Below are 17965 nucleotides of genomic sequence, written 5' to 3'. Positions count from 1 at the left end.
ACCACGATGCATGACGCCATACCGCACGGAGAGAGACCGCCATGAATGCCGCCTTCAAGATCTTTCTGCTCGCCGGTGCACTGCTGTACGGCCTGCCGGGGCTGGTGTGGTGGGTGAACCATCGGCGCGCCAAGCGGGCGCGGCTGGCCCAGGGCGTGGTCAGCGTCGAGGCCCGCGCGCCATGAGCGGCGGAACCGGTACGAGCGCGGCAACGCACCTGACCGACGAACAGCGGCAGATCCTGCGCGACATCAACGCCACGCGTCCGGTCAGCGATGAAGCCGCCAACTGGGCCGTCAAGGCCGGCTACGCGGCCCAGGCGGAAGACGGCGACATCGATTTGACCCAGGCCGGTCGCCACGTGGTGGACTCCAGCACGCTGTAGCGCGCTGAACCATGCACAGTGCGTTGACGTGCGCTGAGCAAGCCACGGGAGGGAAAACTGGCGCAACGCCGGTCTTGTATGACAGCAGCACTATCGCCTTGCCCGCTTGAGCCTGTCGGGCTCCCGCTCCGTCCATTCCATCCGGCGGCCAGCAAGGCATACCACCCCTGCTGCGACCGCGAAGCCACCGGTGAGCCAGAGATTGGCGGTCAGACCGAGCCGATCCAGTGCTTGGCCGCCCACCCACGCCCCGGATGCGATCCCGACATTGAAAGCACCGACATAGAGTGCGGAGGCGATTTCCATCGCCCTGGGCACGGCCTTCATCATCCACGTCATCAAGCCCACCGATACCCCGCCGTAGGCCAGCCCCCACGCCAGCAGCGCCATGGCACCGCCCAGGCGCGACTCCCCGATGGTCAGGAACAGCGAGGGCGCCAGCACCAGACCCGCCGCGATCAGCGACACCGTCAGCCTGGTACGTCGTGCTGCCGCGATGCCGGCAAGGAAGTTGCCGGCCATGCCCGCGGCGCCGTAGCCGAACAACAACAGCCCCACCCAGCGCGCGTCGAATCCCGAGACCGACATCAGCAGCGGCCGAACGAAGGTAAAGGCGATGAAGTGCCCGGCGACCAGCAGGAAGGTCAGCAGCAACCCAAGCTGCAGCCCGCGGTTGCCCAGTTGCTGAGCGAACTGGCGCACGCTGGTCGTGCCGGACGGCGGCAGCCCGGGCATCACGGCCAAGTGCAGGGCAAGGACGGCGGCCCCCAGCAGCGCCATGCTGCCGAACGCCCAACGCCATCCAAGCAGCTCCCCGATCAGCGCGCCAAGCGGAACGCCCAGCACGGAAGCAGCCGCCACGCCGCCAAAGATGAGCGATGTGGCCAGGCCGACCGATCGCGTTGCCACCAGCCGCACCGCCAGCCCGCCGGCAATGGCCCAGATGCCGCCCATGCACAGCCCGACCAGCACGCGGGCCGCCAGCATCCAGCCCAACGTGGGGGCGAAGGCCGCACCCAGATTCGCGATTACCAGCAGGCCCAGCAGCCCGCACAGCAGCGAGCGTCGATCCACGCTGCCGGCGCTGATCACCACCAGCGGTGCGAACAGCGCTGCCAGCAGTGCGGGCAGCGAGATCATCAGCCCCGCAGCGCCGGTGCTGGTGTCCAGCGCTTCGGCGATCGGGGTCAGCAGGCCGACCGGCAGCATCTCCGTGGTGACGACCGAGAGGGTGGCCAGACTGACCGCGGTGACCGCCCACCACGGGTGGCGCGGTGTGGATTGCGCCTGCATCAGCAGATCCCCGGGTTGCGTGGCTCACGCGAACGCAACACGCAGTGCGCGAACGCCGCCGCCAGCAGCACCGCTCCTCCCGCACACAAGGCAACCAGGTACCCGGCGCGCGGCCCGTGTGCATCCACCCCGTAGCCGCCGATCGCCGCGCCCAGCGCCACGCCCACGTTCAGCGCCGCCAGCAGCCAGGTCATGCCCTCGGTGAGCTGGCCCGGCGGGACCTGTTGCTCAATCAACGACATCGCCACGATCATCGTCGGGGCGAAGAACACACCCGCCGCGAAGACCGTGACGGCGAGTGCGGCGATGCTTCCCACCAGCAGCAGCGGCAAGGTGGTCAATGCGGTCGCGATCCCGCCCAGCAGCAACAGGCGGCGCAGTGGCGTCTGCAGCTTGAGCGCACCGAACAGCACCCCGGACAGGCAGGAGCCGGCGGCATACGCACACAGCACGACGCTGGCGGCGGCGGGCTGCCCCACGTGCGCGGCGAAGGCGACGCTGACGATATCGACGGTGCCCACGATCACGCCCATCGCGACCATCAGCACGGCCAGCCACCGCACGCCCGGCAGACGGATGACGGACGCAGCAGGCGCGGCGTTGGGTACCACTGCCTCGATCGGGGGCTCGGTCCTGCGCTGCGCGATCAACGCAAGCGCGCCGATCGGCAGCAGCACAGTAGCGGCGAGGACACCCGCCTGCGGAAACAGCGAGACCGCCAGGCCGATCGATAACGGCGGCCCGACGATGAAGGTGACCTCATCGAACACGGTTTCCAGCGCGTACGCGGTCTGCAGGCGCGGCTGCCCGCGATAGATCGCGGTCCAGCGCGCGCGCACCATGGCCGACATGCTGGGCATCGCCCCGGCCAGCAGTGCCCCGAGGAACAGCACGGCCGCCGGCGCTTCCCACCATGAGGCCGCCAGCAGCATCAGCAGGCCGATTACGCTGACGCCGGTGGCCATCGGCACGACACGGCGCTGTCCATGCCGGTCCACCAGACGGGATACCTGCGGCGACAGCAACGCATACGTCAGCACGAACGTCGCGGCCACCGCGCCGGCCAGTGCATAGCTGCCGCGCACCTGGGCCAGCAGCGTGATGATGCCGATGCCGGTCATCGGCAACGGCAGCCGCGCCAGCAGCCCCGCCAGGGCAAACCCGGTGGTACCGGGCGCAGCGAACAACTCTCGATAGGGACCGGTCACAGCGCGTTTCACTGGCTTTCCACCTTTACATACACAACGTATGTTTAAAATCCTATATACATACGCTCCGGATGTAAACAGAGATCCGCCCCACCACCAAGGAGATATCGATGGTCCGTCGCACCCGCGCCGAGATGGAGCAGACCCGCGCCACGCTGCTGGCGACGGCCCGCGTGGTCTTCAGCGAGCGTGGCTACGCCGGGACCTCGATGGACGACCTCACCGCGCAGGCCGGGCTCACCCGTGGCGCGCTGTATCACCACTTCGGTGACAAGCAGGGCCTGCTCGCGGCTGTCGTCGATCAGATCGACGCCGAGATGGACGACCGCCTCAAGGCGATCTCCGACGCCGCCGAGGATCCCTGGGCGGGCTTTCGTCTTCGCTGCATGGGGTATCTGGAGATGGCACTGGAGCCGACCATCCAGCGCATCGTCCTGCGCGATGCGCGGGCGGTGCTCGGCGGCGCCTCGCCGGAATCGCAGCGCCACTGCATCGATTCCATGCAGCGCCTGCTCGAACATCTGATCGAGCAGGGCTTGGTCGCCGCGGCCCATCCACAGGCCCTCGCCTCCCTGGTGTACGGCAGCCTCGCCGAGGCGGCGTTCTGGATCGCCGATGGCGACGATGGCGATACCCGCCTCGCACAGAGCGTGGCTGCGCTGGACCTGCTGCTGCGTGGGTTGCGTGCCACCGCGTAGCACTGACCGCTCATCCGGTCAGGCCGCCATTGGATCCGGTCCCTGACCGCAGGTCATATATCGCTCCCTGTGACCGCGAGGCCGACGCGTTCTTCAAAGGCGCGCCGGCACCGGCGCTTCACTCGGTCGCGCAAGGAAGGCGATCAGCGCGAACAGCGACCAACCCAGCACGTGCAGGAGCCAGAACCTGAGGGTCACCGCATCGATCCGCTGGAGGGAAGCCGTACGCTGCCCGATCCGGCTGGCACGTCCCGCTCAGCGCCGACGCGACGTCGCGCGCGGCTGCAGCGCGTCCAGGGCGCCTGCGTTGCGGCGCGCCCAGTCGTAGATCAGTTCGATCGGTTCCACCAGTTGCCGTCCCAGCGGAGTCAGCGTGTAGTCCACCGAGGGCGGCACGGTGGGGTACTCGGTGCGCAGCACGATCCCGGCATGCTCCATGTCACGCAGCGTCTGGATCAGCATCTTCTTGGAGACGGCCGGCAGGCTGCGGTGCAGCGCGTTGCTGCGGGCGGTGCCGTCATGGCGCACGGACAGGGTGTGCAACACCATCGAGGTCCACTTGGTGCTGAACAGCTCCAGCACCCGCCTGGGGGCGCAATCCTCTCGCCAGTGCTCTTCGGGGGTACCCGTTTTCATGTGTGGTTACCGTTTGGTGCCTTCTTTCGAGGCGTACCTCGATATCCTAAGGTGTGCGCCTGTAAAGCCATGAAAGAGGCGACATCGTGAGGCAGAAAGCGTTGGTGGTCGGTGCAACGGGCATCGTGGGCAGTGCACTGATACAACGGCTGCTGCAGGAGGGCTGGGACGTCCACGGCCTGGCCCGCCGGCCCGATTCGCTGCCCGCCGGCGCCCACGGCGTCTGCGCCGACCTGCGCGATGCGCAGGCCACGCGTGCCGCGCTGTCCGCACTGGCCCCCACGCATGTGTTCATCACCACGTGGTCCCGGCAGGCCAACGAGGCCGAGAACATCCGGATCAACGGCGCGATGGTGCGCCATCTGCTGGATGCACTGCAGCCGGCCGGCAGCGTGCAGCATGTGGCGCTGGTCACGGGCCTGAAACACTACCTCGGGCCGTTCGAGGCGTACGCGCAGGGCGACCTGCCGCAGACGCCCTTCCGTGAGGAACAACCGCGTCTGCCCGTGGACAACTTCTACTACGCGCAGGAAGACGAGGTGTTCGCCGCCGCCGCCCGCGATGGCTTCCACTGGAGCGTGCATCGCCCGCATACCGTGATCGGCGCGGCGGTGGGCAATGCCATGAACATGGGCACCACCCTGGCCGTGCACGCAACGCTGTGCCGGCAGACCGGGCGCCCGTTCCAGTTCCCCGGCTCCCTCGCGCAGTGGGACGGGCTGACCGACATGACCGATGCCGGGCTGCTCGCGCGGCACCTGCTGTGGGCAACGCAGACACCGGCCGCCGCCAACCAGGCCTTCAACGTGGTCAACGGGGATGTGTTCCGCTGGCGCTGGATGTGGGGCCGGATCGCCGCGTGGTTCGATATCGAGGCCGTGCCGTTCAGTGGTCAGGTCCGTCCGCTCGCCGAGCAGATGGCCGATGATGCCGCGCTGTGGTCGTCGCTGGCCGCCACCCACGGCCTGGCCGCGTCTGACATCCACCAGCTGATCTCGCCCTGGCACACCGATGCCGATCTCGGGCGTCCGCTGGAGGTGGTGACGGACATGTCCAAGAGCCGCCGGATGGGGTTCCTGGATTACCAGCCCAGTGACGATGCGTTCTTCGAGCTGTTCGCACGGTTGCGGGCAGCGCGGTTGATTCCCTGAGGCGCTGCCGCACAGCGCTGGGAGGGTTCCACAGCGATACCCCGCAGCGATACGCTAGGGCGGCCGCCCCCCGCTGACCCCGAGTGCCGCTTGAGCTCTTCTCCATCCACCGGTACCCACGGCGAACGAGATGCCGAGCGCGTCAAGCTGGCCCTGGCCGCTGGCGCGATCATCGGCACCTGGTTCTGGGATGTCGCCCAGGACAGCCTCACCGTCGACGATGCCCTCGCCCAGGCGCATGGACTGGACCCCGCGCTTGCACGAACCGGGCTGCGCCTGGAGCAGGTGGTGTCTGCCGTTCACCCTGAGGACCGCCCGGGTCTGGCGGAGGCGATCGCCGAAGCCGTGCGTCGTGGTGGTCGCTATGCCCACCAGTACCGGACCCGTGGCACCGATGGCGCCTATCGCTGGATCGAGGCCATCGGTCGGGTCGACCTGGACGCCGATGGACATGCAATCGGGTTTCCCGGCGTGCTGATCGACATCGATGAACGCAGGCGGGTGGAGGCGGAGCGTGACCAGGCGCAGACCCTGCTGCGTTCGTTCGTGGAGGCCGCACCGGGTGTGGTGTACGCCAAGGACCGCCAGGGCCGGATCCTGATCGGCAACCGCGGCACCACGGAACTCATCGGCATGCCGCCCGAGGCCTACGTGGGGCGCACCGATGCCGAGCTGCTCAGCGACCCCGTCCAGGCCGCCATGGTCATGGCTACCGACGAACGGGTCATGGCCAGCGGACAGACCGAGCAGCTCGAAGAAGAAGTGAGCTTTCCCGATGGCCGGCGCGCCTACTGGCTGTCCACCAAATCGCCGTTGCGTGATGCCGACGGTACCGTGGTGGGCGTGGTGGGCACCTCGCTGGACATCACCGATCGCAAAGCCGCCGAAGCCCGCCACGTTGAAGTGGAGGAGCGCTATCGGCTGGCGGCCCATGCCACCAATGATGCGATCTGGGACTGGCGCATCTCCGATGGCCACGTCATCTGGAACGAAGCGCTGACGGCCCTGTTCGGCCATGCGCTGAGCGAGACCAGTGCGCAGTGGTGGCTGGACCATATCCATCCTGATGACCGCGCGCGCGTGGATACGGACATCCATGCCGTGATCGAAGGCGGTGGCACGACCTGGAACAACGAATACCGGTTCCGCCGCGCCGATGGCAGCTACGCCGCCGTGCTCGACCGCGGCACCGTGCTGCGTGGCGGGATAGGCGAACCGCTGCGGATGATCGGCGCGATGCTGGACCTGACGGTCCGGCAGGAAGCCGAAGCAGCGCTCGCCAAGAGCGAAGAACGCCTGCGTTTGGCCACGGAGGCCGGCGATATGGGCTTCTGGGATGTCGATCTGGTGCGCGATTCACTGATCTGGCCGGCACGGACCAAGGCGATGTTCGGGATCTCGCCCGAGGTCGCGGTGTCGATGCGCGACTTCTACGATGGCATCCACCCCGAGGATCGGCTGGCCACCACCACGGCCTTCGCCGCTGCGGCCGATCCAGCTCAACGCGCCCTCTACGACGTGGAGTACCGCACCGTTGGCAAGGAAGACGGTCTCGTGCGCTGGGTGGCGGCCAAGGGGCGCGGTCATTTCGAAGGGGACCGCTGCGTGCGCGTGGTGGGCGTGGCGATCGAGATCACTGCGCGCAAGCTGGCCGACGCGCGTCTGCAGGAATTGAACGAACATCTGGAAAGCCGCGTTCTCGACGAGGTGGCTGAGCGCACCCGCGTGGAGGATGCCCTTCGGCAGAGCCAGAAAATGGAGGCAGTGGGGCAGCTCACTGGCGGCATCGCGCACGACTTCAACAACATGCTCGCCACGGTGATCGGCCCGCTGGATCTGCTGGCGATGCGCATGGGCGACAGCGATCCGCGCGCCAAGCGCTACATCGACATGGCCATCGACGGCGCCACCCGGGCGGCCCAGCTCACCCAGCGATTGCTCGCGTTCTCGCGGCAGCAGCCCTTGCAGCCGGTGCCATTGGATGTGAACCACTTGATCGCCGGCATGTCGGATCTGCTCGTGCATTCGCTGGGCAGCAGCATCCGCTTGGAGACGGTGTTGGCCGCGCAGGTGTGGTGCACCTTCGCCGATGCCAACCAGCTGGAGAACGTGATCCTCAATCTGGCCGTCAATGCACGTGACGCGCTCCCCGGCGGGGGACGCCTCATGGTGGAGACCGCCAACTGCACGATCACCGCAGATCACCGGACGGCGGCGGAAGACGTTCCCGACGGCGAGTATGTCCGGATCACCGTGGCCGACAACGGCAGCGGCATGCCGCCGGAGGTGATCGCCAAAGCATTCGATCCGTTCTTCACCACGAAGAAGGTGGGGCAAGGCACGGGACTGGGACTGTCGCAGGTGTATGGCTTCGTCAAACAGTCGGCCGGTCACGTGAAGATCCGCTCTGCCGTCGGGCAGGGAACAACGGTGACCCTGTATCTGCCGCGCCTCATTGCGGACATCGCCGCCGCGCCTTCGCCGGCAACCAGCGGTACCGCTCCGCTGAGCGGGGGCCGCGAACGTGTGCTGATCGTGGAAGACGAGCCCGGCGTCCGCCAGTTCTCCATCGATGCGTTGAGCGAGCTGGGCTACCCGGTGCTCGCCGCCGACGGTGCCGCCACCGCGCTTGCCCTGCTCGACAGCCATCCCGACATCGCGCTGCTGTTCACCGATGTGGTGATGCCCGAGGTCAACGGGCGGCAGCTGGCCGATGCGGCCCTGAAGCGGCGCCCGGATCTGAAAGTGCTGTTCACCACCGGCTACAGCCGCAATGCACTGGAGCACGACGGCGTACTGGACCCCAGCGTCCACCTGATCGGCAAGCCGTTCACGCTGGAGGAGCTGGCCCTGCGGGTGCGCGCGGTGCTTGCCGAGGTACGCTGATGGATGGGGTAGTGCACGCCCTTGATCCGTCAGGGATCAGGCAGCCTGCTGGCGCCTGCTTACCTGTGCTCTCCCCGACCGCTGTCCTGGCACAGGCCAGCGACCATGACGCGGTAAACCAGGTCATGCAGAAACATGGAGCGGCCAACGCACGTCGCCGGCGTCATGAGTCTTCATCTTTCACGCTCACGTACAGCGTAGGCACGGCCTTCATGAAGTCCCCCAGTCGTCCCATCTGGATCTGCAGATCATCGGGGATGACGTCGGCCGCAGCGTCGAGCAGTGCCTGGCAGTGCTGCTCGAACGGTGCGACCACGCGACGTCGTGGCGCGAGCATGAAGGAGTAACAGGCCTGGCTCGACCACGGCGGGGGCGCCAGCGCGTAGTGCGAGCTGCCCAAGGCAAACAACGGCGCGTGGCGCTCGCCTGGCAGCGACAGCGTGACCTCGTTGAGATTCACCTCCCCCCGGGTGTGGGTGCGCTGGATCGCCCAGGCATCGAGCGTGTTGCGGCCCGGCACCGGGCCTACGGTGCCGTCCACGGCGCCCGCCAGCAGGGACAGCGCGGCATCCACGCTCACACCGTAGTGATCCAGCATGTGAGGTTCCAGCGCCATCCACAGCTGTATCGCGCCGGCCACCGGACCATACGCGTGCAGGATGTCTGCAGGTGCCAACGCCGGCAGCAGCGTGGACTGCACCAGGTGCGCGAGTTCCTCCACGCTGCGTGTGGCGCTGCTGACGGTCAGGAACAGATACGGCGCCATCCCCGCCCGCTCGGGCTCCAGCATGGGCACGACCGGCTCCCCCTCGACCGCATTGCCACGCGCGCACGAGGGCAACAATGCGGCGCCCGCAAGCGCGGCCAACAGCAGGCGCCGCCGCGCCAGAAAATAAGTGTCATCCATCTGCAAAGAATACACAGGGGTAAAAGCGACCCGCTTGACGGGCCGCGTATTTTCTCAATACTGCGCCAATGCTCAGCCAACACTTTCTCTTCTTCTTCGCGATGCTGGGCGCCTTCAATGGCATCGTCGCGGCGTCGGTATTGTGGTGGCGCGCCAAGGGCGAGCCCACCCAGCGTTGGCTGTCGCTGCTGATCCTGATGGTGGGTGTGCGAACGGGAAAGTCCGTCGCCTTCCACTTCTGGCCGGATATTCCGCTGGTCGTTCTCCAGCTGGGGCTGACCGCCTGTTTCCTGATCGGCCCCTGCCTCTACTTTCTGGTGCGCTCCAGCCAACGCGACGCTGCCGGAACCGATCGCGCGGGCGGGTGGCATCTGGCCGCGTTGCTGGTGCTCGCCGTGGCAGCGAATGTCCTGCTGCCCTACACCCGCAACATCGAACTGTGGCGGCACGTCATCACGCCCGGCATCAACTATGCCTGGCTGGGCTATCTGCTGCTCACCACCGTGCAGGTGTATCGCCACCGTGCACGGCTTCGGTCCTCGCCGTCCGCCACGCTTCTGCTGGGGGCGCTGGGGGGCATCTGGATCATCTGGATCGCGTACTACACGGCGGGATACACGTCGTACATTGTCGGCGCGCTGTCCTTCACCTTCGTTCTGGCGGTAAGCGTTCTGGTCGGGCTCCGGCTGCGCTCGGGGCGGGCAACGATCGAGCCCTATCAGGACCGTCGGATTTCCGCGTCCGACGCCGCCGTTCAACTCCAGGCCCTGGCCGAGCTGATGGCGCGCGAGCGGTTGCATCTGGACCCCGCCCTGACCCTGCCGCGCCTCGCCCGCCGGCTTGGCATGCCCCAGACCCGGCTGTCGCAGCTGCTCAACGACAACAACCAGACCTCGTTCAAGCAGTACCTGACCCAGCTGCGGGTGATCGAAGCCAAGGCGGTCCTGCAACAGCAGCCTCCCAAGCCGCTGGATATCGTGGCGCAGGAAGCGGGCTTCCAGTCGATGTCGACCTTCTACAGCGCGTTCAAGAAGTGCGAAGGCGTTACTCCGGCGGCCTACCGCACGGCCGCCACACACTCCTGGAATCGATTTCCGCACTCCGGAAAGACACTGCACGACATTGATTTGAAAGGGATTGGATAGGGTGCTGGCTCCTTCCTGAGAGTCAGCGCCATGCAGTCGTTACGTACCCTCGCCACCTTCGTATTGCTCCTGCTCAGTGTCTGGCTGGGCGGCACCTGCACCACCGACGCGGCGCCGCGGACCACCGCCCCCGCGGCCATGGGACAGCCCGCCAGCGGCCAGCAGGACCGCATCCTGTTCATCCTCGCCAGCGCCAAGGTGCACGGAACTTCCACGCTCCCGGCCAGCGTCAGTTTTGGCGAGGTGGTGCATGCCTGGGATGTCTTCCATGCCGCCGGCTACGCGGTGGACTTCGTGTCACCCGATGGCGGCGCCGTACCCATTCTGGATGACTACGTCAGCGACGACGTGGCGCACCGCCTGGACGATGCCCGGATCATGCGCGGGCTGCGCGGCACCGTCACCCCGGCACAGATCGATCCCACGCAGTACCGGGCGGTGTACTACGTGGGCGGCAGCAATGCCATGTACGGGGTCGCCGAGAACGTGGCGCTGCAGCGCATTGCCATGCGGGTCTACGAGGGCAACGGCGGGGTGATCTCGGCGGTCTGCCACGGCACGGCCGGCATCGTGAATCTCCAGCTTGCCGGCGGCCAGTACCTGGTCTCGGGCAAGCGCATCAGCGGCTACCCCGAAGAGCACGAACGCCAGGATGCGCCCTACTTCAACCAGTTCCCGTTCTTGATCCGCCAGACCGTCGTGTCCCGCGGCGGTGCCTTCCGGACGGTGGAAAGCGATGACCCGCATGTCGAAGTCGATGGCCGGCTGGTGACCGGGCAGAACTACGCCTCTGCCACGCCGGTGGCGCAGGCCGTGGTCGAGGCGCTTCGCATCCACACCGTGCAGGCGTCCAACCAGGCAGTCGCTCAACCCTGATCTCCCACACCCCTGAGGAAACACCATGAAAGTATCGATTCGATCCGTCGGCCTTGCCGCCAGCCTGTTCCTGCTGCTCCCCACCTCGGCCATGGCGCAGAGCACCGATCGTGAGGCGGTGGACAAGGTCATGCAGACCTTCATGCGCGCCTACATCACTGCCGACAATACGTTGGCCAAGGACGTCTTCCGGGCAGACGGGGTGATGATCGGCTACTCCGAAGCCCGTGGCAGCGCGCTGCAGATGCGGACCGGGGAACAGTTCGCCGAAGGCTTCAACGGCACGCCGGCGGCCAACGAGGCCCAGCGCAAGCGCCGCTATGAAATCGTGGACATGGCCACCAACCTGGCGGCCGTCCGCGTGATGCTGGATTACCCCGGCTGGGACGGCGTGGACTACGTGGTTCTGCTCAAGACCGATGGCCAGTGGAAGATCATGAGCAAGTCCTGGACCGGCCAGATCAAGCCCTGAGCTGGAATGCGCGAACCTGACGCCCATCGCTTCCGGGTGTGGACCGGAAGCGATGAAGCGTCCGAAGCATCAGCGCTCGCCGCGCACCCCAGCCAGTGGATCGCCACAACGCGAGGTGGCGTCGCGATGACGCTGTTGCGCGCACTCACGCGCCCCCCTGCCATCGGCATCCACCTGCGACACTCCGCCGCCGCCCTGCCCGCCGAACCGCACCTGCACGCCGATGCTGTTGCTGCGCAGGCTGTTGCGACCCTGCTCGTGACCGAGCAGCAGCGAGAACATCCAGCCGCTGTCCAGCTGCAGGTCCACGCCAGCCCCGATGGACAAGGCATCGTCGTTGTAGCTGCGCATTGCCAGGACGTAATCGCTCGCGTTCGGGCGCTGCACATAGTTCATCGTGGCGTCGCTGCGGTTCTCCAGCGCCTTGCGATACTCCACGTTCCAATGCGGACGCCAGCTGACGCGCTCGCCCTGGAAGGCATGGTTGCCCTCGATGCCCAGCGCGACACTGCTGTTGTCGATGTCCTGACGACCGTAGGTCAGATCGAATGCATCCAGACCATGCTCGCGATAGCCATCCAGTCTCGCGCGGTGCCCATCGTAGCGGCCATAGCTGGTCAGCGTGGTGCCGCGGGCACTGCGATGCTCGTAACCAAAGGTAAGTGAGCCGAACCACTGGTCACCCTTGCGCGAGCCGTGCGCCGACGCGCCGACCACCTCATTCCAGCGATTCACATCGAAATCCAGCCGGCCGCTGGCCAGCATGCCGTCGAAGAACACGTGCTGGCCCGCGCGCCACAGGCCGTAGACGGCCAGCGAGCGCTGGTCCGCATCGGTGCTGGACGGGCTGTTGTTGAAGTCGTTGTCCTGACGCCCCCAGCTGCCGGCAAGTCCCAGCAGCACGTTCTCGCCAATGGCCCGATCCGCACCCACCGTGATGCCGCCGGTGTTGAAGTCGAACCCGCCGCTGCCGCGCCCGGCCTTGCCGAAGGTCGCCGTACCGGCTGCCCACGCACCCCAGCCCTCGGGCAGGCGCGGAAGACCGTTGACCATGCTGTCGGCCGCTCTGTTCAGCGGTACCGAGATACCCGGCACACCAAGGCCGCCTGCGTAGGCCAGGGCGACGTTGAAGCTGGAGGCATTGCTGCCGACCCGCACCTGGCGCAGGCGGTCGCGGATGTTGCCCTGCTGCACCTGGGCAAAGCGGATGCTGGCATCGGCCTGCGCCTGCAAGGTGCCGACAACCTGCGCATCGGCGGTCGGATCAGGGCGCGCCGCCACGACCAGCCGGACCTCGATCGACGCTGCTGCGTAACTGCCGCTTGCCGCCTGTGCTGCGGTCAGCACCGCACTGCCCTCACCCACCACGGTCACCCTGCGGCCATTGACCGTGGCGACGGCCATGTTGGAGCTGCTGAAGGTGAACGCGCCGGGGCTGGTGCTCTGCGGCAGGGCCAGCTCGAAGTCCGATTCGCCATACACCTTGCTCAGATCGTCCTGCCAGGTGATCACCGGGGTGGCCATGCCGATGTTCACCTCCAGCTGCAGCTGCGTTGCGGCGGCACGCAATGCGTCGCCGGCCTGATTGGCGGTCAACACGCAGCGACCGGCCGATACCATCGTCACGGTGTCGCTCTGCACAGCGCACACCGAAGGGGTTGTGCTGGCAAACACAATGGGATTGCCGGAGTCACCGCCGGTGGCGGCGACACGGAAGCTGCCGCCCACGCTGTAGACGGGATCTGCCGGTGTTGCGGTGAAGCCGGTGATGGTCTGTACGGCCGCCGCCACCACGAACCGGTAACTCCGCTGACCGCTGAAGCCATTGGCGTCGGTCACCTCCACGTCGAAATCGAAGGTACCGGCGGACGTAGCTTCACCGGAGATGTCCCCGGATTCGGCGAGCAGCAGCCCTGGCGGCAGGCTGCCGGACCGCAGCGCAAAGCGGTAGGGCGCTGTCCCGCCACTGGCGGTCAGGCGCTGGCGATAGTCCTGCCCGCCATCGGCGGGCGGCAGCTGCGGCTGGTCAAGCACCAGGGTCGGCGCATCCACCACGAGGGTGTAGCTGCGGCTCGCGGTGAACGGCCCCGTGCCGATGCTGCTGTCCGTCACCAACACCGTGAAGCTGAAGGAGCCTGCTTTGTTGGGGATACCGGACAGTTCGCCGCCGGGCGACAACTGCACGCCGGCCGGCAACGCGCCACCGGAGACCGCATAAACGTAGGGACCGGTACCGCCGCTGGCCGACAGAACGTGACGGTAGGCATTGCTGGCCGTGGTCGACGCCAGCGAAGCAGGATCCAGCGCCAGCGTCGGTGCGGACACCGTGATATCTACCGCAGCTGCTGCGGAGGTGGTGTAGGCATCGCTGGCGCGGTAGGTGAAGCTGTCCGGACCTGCATAGCCCATGGCCGGCACGTACTCGATATCCATGCCGTTGACCGTCGCCGTGCCATGGCTGGGGGCGGTGACCACCGCTACAGCGGTCGGTGTACCTGTGATCGGCAGCGTGATCGTGGTTGCCGCCGCACCGTAGGCGACGGTGGCCTTGGCGGGACCGGCAACCAGGGCAGGTGCCGGCGTGACTGCATTGGAGGCCGCTGAAGCCGAACCCGTACCGGCGCCGTTGGTGGCGGTCACCGTGAAGGTGTAAGTGACACCCGGCGTCAGGCCGTTGAAACTCAGCGGCGAGCCGCTCCCCGCGACGGTGGCACCGCCAGGCACCGCGGTGGCGGTGTATCCACTGACCGGCGCGCCTCCAGCGTTGCCGGGTGCGGTGAATGTCACGCTTACCTGGCCGGCGCCGATGACCGTCGCGGTGCCGATGTCCGGCGCGGAGGGGACAACTGCATTGACCGTAAACGTTCGGGTGACCTGGGCCGCCGGCAGATAGCTGCCGTTGCCGGCCTGGTCGGCATGCAGGGTGCATGTACCTGCACCCACGAAGGTCAGCGTGCCGCCGGTAGTGATCGTGCACACCCCGGTCGTGGACGAAGTGAACGTCGGGGTCAGTCCGGAATCCGCCGTGGCGGTCAAGGTCGGCGTTGTGCCGAAGTTCTGCGTTCCCGGGTTGTTGAACGTGATGAGCTGCGCGGCCTTGGGGGTTACCGCGCTGGACGCCGTCGAGGACGGGCCCGCGCCGGCGGCATTGTCTGCCGTGACCTTAAAGGTGTACGCGACCCCGTTGGTCAACCCGGTAACCACCATTGGCGAGCTCGCTCCATTCACAGGGGCGACGTCGGCCGGACTGACGGTGACCGTGTAGCCGGTGATGCTGGCGCCGCCGGTGAACACAGGCGGCACGAACGCGATGCTGGCCTGGGTATCACCGGCAGTGGCCGACGGAGCGGGAGGGGCGCCCGGCGCCACCGGAGCGACAGTGAATGACTGGCTTGTCTGGGGTGCGGCCAGGTAGCTGCCATCGCCGCCCTGGTCGGCGTTGATGGTGCAGGTGCCTGCGGAAAGGAACGTCAGCGCGCCGCCGGTCGTGATCGTACACACTCCGGAGGTGGCGGATCCGAAGCTGACCGTATAGCCGGCACCGGCGCTGGAGGTGGCGGTCAGGGTCGGCGTGGTGCCGAAGTTCTGCGTGCCGGGGTTGTTGAAGGTGATGGTCTGCGGCGCTGCAGGCATCACACTGTTGGACGCCGCCGATACGTCACCTGTTCCCGCTGCGTTGCTCGCGGTGACGGTGAAGGTGTACGCCACGCCGTTGGTCAAGCCGGTCACCGTGACTGGTGAACCGGCGCCGGTCGCAGTGACCCCGCCCGGGTTGGCTGTCACCGTGTACACGGTGATGGCGCTGCCACCCGTAAAGGACGGTGACGTGAACGAGACCGTGGCCTGGGTGTTACCGGCGGTGGCCGTGCCGATGGTCGGCGTACCTGGCACCACCGCATTGACGGTGAAGGTCTGCGTCACCGTGGTAGCCGCATTCCATGCGGGACTACCCGCCTGATCGGCATCGATCGTGCACACGCCGGCACTGACGAAGGTCAGTGTGCCGCCCGAGCTGACGGTGCACACCCCACCAGTGGACGAACTGAACACAGGAACGAGTCCCGAGGTTGCCGTCGCCGAGAGCGCTGGCGACGTGCCCATGGTCTGAGTGCCCGGATTACCGAACGTGATGGACTGGTTGCCCTTCGGGGTCACCGCGCTGGTCGCGCCGGAGGCTGCGCCAGTGCCGGTTGCGTTGATTGCCTTCACGTCGAACGTATAGGCGGTACCGTTGGTGAGGCCTGTGACCACGATGGGTGACGTGGTGAATCCGTTGCCACCTGCGGTGGCACCGCCAGGGCTGGCGGTCACCAGATAGCCGGTGATCGCCGAGCCGCCATTATCGGCCGGCGCGGTGAATGCCACGGATACCTGGGCATCGCCAGGCGTTGCTGCGCCGATGACCGGCGCGCCGGGAGCGACAGGCATCGCCACGGTGTGGGTCACACCGGACAGGTAAGGCGCAACACCGGTGTTGCCCGCGGCATCGGCAATGTCCGTCGCGCCATTGAGATTGACCTTGAGCGTCCCCGAACCCGCGATGCTGCCAACGTTGACGTTGACCGACGTCCCGGAACTCGCCGACACACTCACGATACTGCCGCTGGCACTGCCCGTGCCGACGAGTGTGAAATCGTCCGTGGACAAATTCGACACCGTCTCATCGAAGGTCACCGTGAATGCCATCGCCGCGTCGCTTGCGGCGGGGGATCCCACCGGCGCGATGCCGTTGACCGAAGCAATGCGATTGTCGACCGTCGCGTTGCTGGTATCGGCCGTTGTGGTGGTGTTGCCGGCATTGTCCGTCGCGGTCAAGGTGACGTTGCGGTTGCCGACCCCATTGATGGCGCCACCGACGATCGTATAGGTTGCCATCCAGACGCCGCTGCTGTTGACGGCGGTGACAGCGGCGCCGCCACCGAACTGGCTGAAGTTCACGCTGACTGCGCTGATCGTATCGCTGTTGTTATCCCCACCCGCCGTGTTGTTCCAGACGGCAGTGACGGTGTCGCCGAGTTTGTAGGCACCACCAGTTCCCGACGCACCGCTGATGTTGATGTTTGCATTGGACAACGTCGGGGCGATGGTATCCACCGTGGCATTGGTGGTGTCCGCACGGGTGGTGCTGCCACCGCCATTGGTCGCGGTCACGCTGACGTTGCGGTTGGCGGCGTCGATGAAACCGGCCGTGAGGGTGTACGTCGCCGTCCAGATGCCGGCGCTGTTGATGGCCGCGACGGCCGAACCACCCCCGAACTGGCTGAAGTCGACGGTCACCGCGCTCACGCCGGCATTGTTGTCGCCGCTCGCGCTGTTGTTCCACGTCGCGGTGAGGATATCGCCGATCTTGTATGCGCCGCCGGTACCGGTCCCGCCACTGATGCTGATGCGTGCGTCGCTGATGGTCGGGGGTGCCGGCGCCTGGCAGGTCACCGTTGCGGTGAAAGTGCCGCCGCCCGTGCCCGACCACAGGTACACCTGGTAGTCGCTGAAATCGGCTGGCACGGTGTGCGTGGCGTTGAGATTCAACTCATTGTTCTGCGCCGCGTAGTTTTCGCCCACGTCGGTAACATTGTTTCCCTGCCATAGGGTGAAGCCACCGCCTCCCGCTCCAGCGGTCGCATTGGTACTGCCCGAGGACGTCACTGTGTAGTGGATTCGCTCGCCTTGGGCGACCTGATAGTCCGCTTGATAATCGTCAATACCGCCGCTGACCGTGATGCCGTTCCCCCAGTAGTTTTGAATCGCCTGGCAGCCACTGGACAGCGCCGCCATCGCAGGCGCGGTTACGGCAAGGCCGCAGAACGCTGCGGCGAACAGGGTGAAGCGACGCAGAGTGCGGCGCTGTTGGGATTTGGGACACACACCAGCGGCCCGGCAGGCAGACACGATCAACGACACACGACACCCCTTGTTGCCTTGTAGTGCCTTTCCGCGGAAAGGCCGAAAACAGCACAACCGCCCCGGGAGTCCCCCAAGAGCGATTGCCCGCCTGGATAGTTGTGATCCTTCCCCTACCGCTGCCCGGTTCCTTCCAGGCAGGTCACGCGCTGCAATCTTTGTTCCACCCGTGACCGCCACGAACTACACAGCGGTCGCCGAGCCGGCCATCCCACCGGCCGATCGGGCACGCGCTTTGCGCGCCATGCGGAGATATCGGCCACGTTGCCTGAACCTGTAGCGTCGTGCCGATGCTGTCTGGGGGAATGCGTGGCTAACCAGCCCCACGTGTCTGCGCAGCGGCGCCCGAGGCCGCGCAGGCTGCTGTGCGGCTCCGCATAGTTGGTGGGAGACAGGCCACCATAGAT

General features: G+C 66.8%; 13 protein-coding genes. 8 read left to right on the top strand and 5 right to left on the bottom strand.

Features of this window, described 5'->3' with window-relative positions:
* The first annotated feature begins 41 nt into the window (after nucleotides 1-41).
* The gene (locus AC1DIQ_RS10965; RefSeq protein ID WP_179459899.1) at nucleotides 42-185 is read left to right on the top strand and encodes a hypothetical protein; all 144 of its coding nucleotides are present in this window, start codon (nucleotides 42-44) and stop codon (nucleotides 183-185) included.
* Nucleotides 182-385, top strand: coding sequence for a hypothetical protein (locus tag AC1DIQ_RS10960; RefSeq protein ID WP_121040354.1), 204 nt, complete (start codon nucleotides 182-184; stop codon nucleotides 383-385). Before AC1DIQ_RS10965 ends, AC1DIQ_RS10960 begins: the two co-directional genes overlap by 4 nt.
* A 90-nt stretch (nucleotides 386-475) precedes the next feature.
* On the opposite strand, the gene AC1DIQ_RS10955 is transcribed toward AC1DIQ_RS10960, so the two are convergent.
* Together AC1DIQ_RS10955 and AC1DIQ_RS10950 are read right to left on the bottom strand one after the other, a co-directional pair.
* Complete coding sequence (locus AC1DIQ_RS10955; protein WP_461769584.1) at nucleotides 476-1678, bottom strand: MFS transporter; 1203 nt, start codon at nucleotides 1676-1678, stop codon at nucleotides 476-478.
* A complete protein-coding gene (locus tag AC1DIQ_RS10950) occupies nucleotides 1678-2886 on the bottom strand; it encodes an MFS transporter (RefSeq protein ID WP_478050110.1) in 1209 nt (402 codons plus the stop codon). Before AC1DIQ_RS10950 ends, AC1DIQ_RS10955 begins: the two co-directional genes overlap by 1 nt.
* Before the next feature lie 110 nt (nucleotides 2887-2996).
* On the opposite strand from AC1DIQ_RS10950, the gene AC1DIQ_RS10945 reads away from it, so the two are divergent.
* Nucleotides 2997-3584, top strand: coding sequence for a TetR/AcrR family transcriptional regulator (locus tag AC1DIQ_RS10945; protein WP_121040359.1), 588 nt, complete (start codon nucleotides 2997-2999; stop codon nucleotides 3582-3584).
* Between the two features lie 255 nt (nucleotides 3585-3839).
* Here AC1DIQ_RS10945 and AC1DIQ_RS10940 read toward each other — a convergent pair whose 3' ends face one another.
* The gene (locus tag AC1DIQ_RS10940; protein WP_121040361.1) at nucleotides 3840-4220 is read right to left on the bottom strand and encodes a winged helix-turn-helix transcriptional regulator; all 381 of its coding nucleotides are present in this window, start codon (nucleotides 4218-4220) and stop codon (nucleotides 3840-3842) included.
* Nucleotides 4221-4303: 83 nt separating this feature from the next.
* Here AC1DIQ_RS10940 and AC1DIQ_RS10935 point away from each other — a divergent pair, with 83 nt between their 5' ends.
* Both AC1DIQ_RS10935 and AC1DIQ_RS10930 read left to right on the top strand, forming a co-directional pair.
* Nucleotides 4304-5371: an SDR family oxidoreductase gene (locus AC1DIQ_RS10935; RefSeq protein ID WP_478050109.1), complete on the top strand. Its 1068-nt coding sequence runs from the start codon at nucleotides 4304-4306 to the stop codon at nucleotides 5369-5371.
* Nucleotides 5372-5461: 90 nt separating this feature from the next.
* Nucleotides 5462-8257 (top strand): PAS domain-containing hybrid sensor histidine kinase/response regulator, encoded by a 2796-nt coding sequence (locus AC1DIQ_RS10930; protein WP_461769585.1) that lies wholly within the window; start codon nucleotides 5462-5464, stop codon nucleotides 8255-8257.
* Nucleotides 8258-8420: 163 nt separating this feature from the next.
* On the opposite strand, the gene AC1DIQ_RS10925 is transcribed toward AC1DIQ_RS10930, so the two are convergent.
* A complete protein-coding gene (locus AC1DIQ_RS10925; RefSeq protein WP_478050023.1) occupies nucleotides 8421-9164 on the bottom strand; it encodes a hypothetical protein in 744 nt (247 codons plus the stop codon).
* Between the two features lie 68 nt (nucleotides 9165-9232).
* Between AC1DIQ_RS10925 and AC1DIQ_RS10920 the strand changes: the two genes are divergently transcribed.
* The 3 genes from AC1DIQ_RS10920 to AC1DIQ_RS10910 are packed head-to-tail and all read left to right on the top strand — an operon-like array spanning nucleotide 9233 to nucleotide 11657.
* A complete protein-coding gene (locus AC1DIQ_RS10920; RefSeq protein ID WP_478050022.1) occupies nucleotides 9233-10309 on the top strand; it encodes an AraC family transcriptional regulator in 1077 nt (358 codons plus the stop codon).
* A gap of 30 nt (nucleotides 10310-10339) precedes the next feature.
* On the top strand, nucleotides 10340-11185 hold the full coding sequence (locus tag AC1DIQ_RS10915) for a type 1 glutamine amidotransferase domain-containing protein (protein ID WP_478050021.1): 846 nt from the start codon (nucleotides 10340-10342) through the stop codon (nucleotides 11183-11185).
* Between the two features lie 25 nt (nucleotides 11186-11210).
* Nucleotides 11211-11657, top strand: coding sequence for a nuclear transport factor 2 family protein (locus AC1DIQ_RS10910; RefSeq protein ID WP_121040371.1), 447 nt, complete (start codon nucleotides 11211-11213; stop codon nucleotides 11655-11657).
* Between the two features lie 69 nt (nucleotides 11658-11726).
* Here the strand turns inward: AC1DIQ_RS10910 and AC1DIQ_RS10905 are convergent, their stop codons facing one another.
* Entirely contained in the window at nucleotides 11727-17219 is a 5493-nt protein-coding gene (locus AC1DIQ_RS10905) for an autotransporter domain-containing protein (protein ID WP_478050020.1), read from the bottom strand.
* Between the last annotated feature and the right edge of the window lie 746 nt (nucleotides 17220-17965).

The organism is Stenotrophomonas sp. 05L413, from assembly GCF_056397945.1.
The sequence above is the reverse complement of the archived record's forward strand: the minus strand, read 5'-3'. Positions and strand labels throughout refer to the sequence as shown.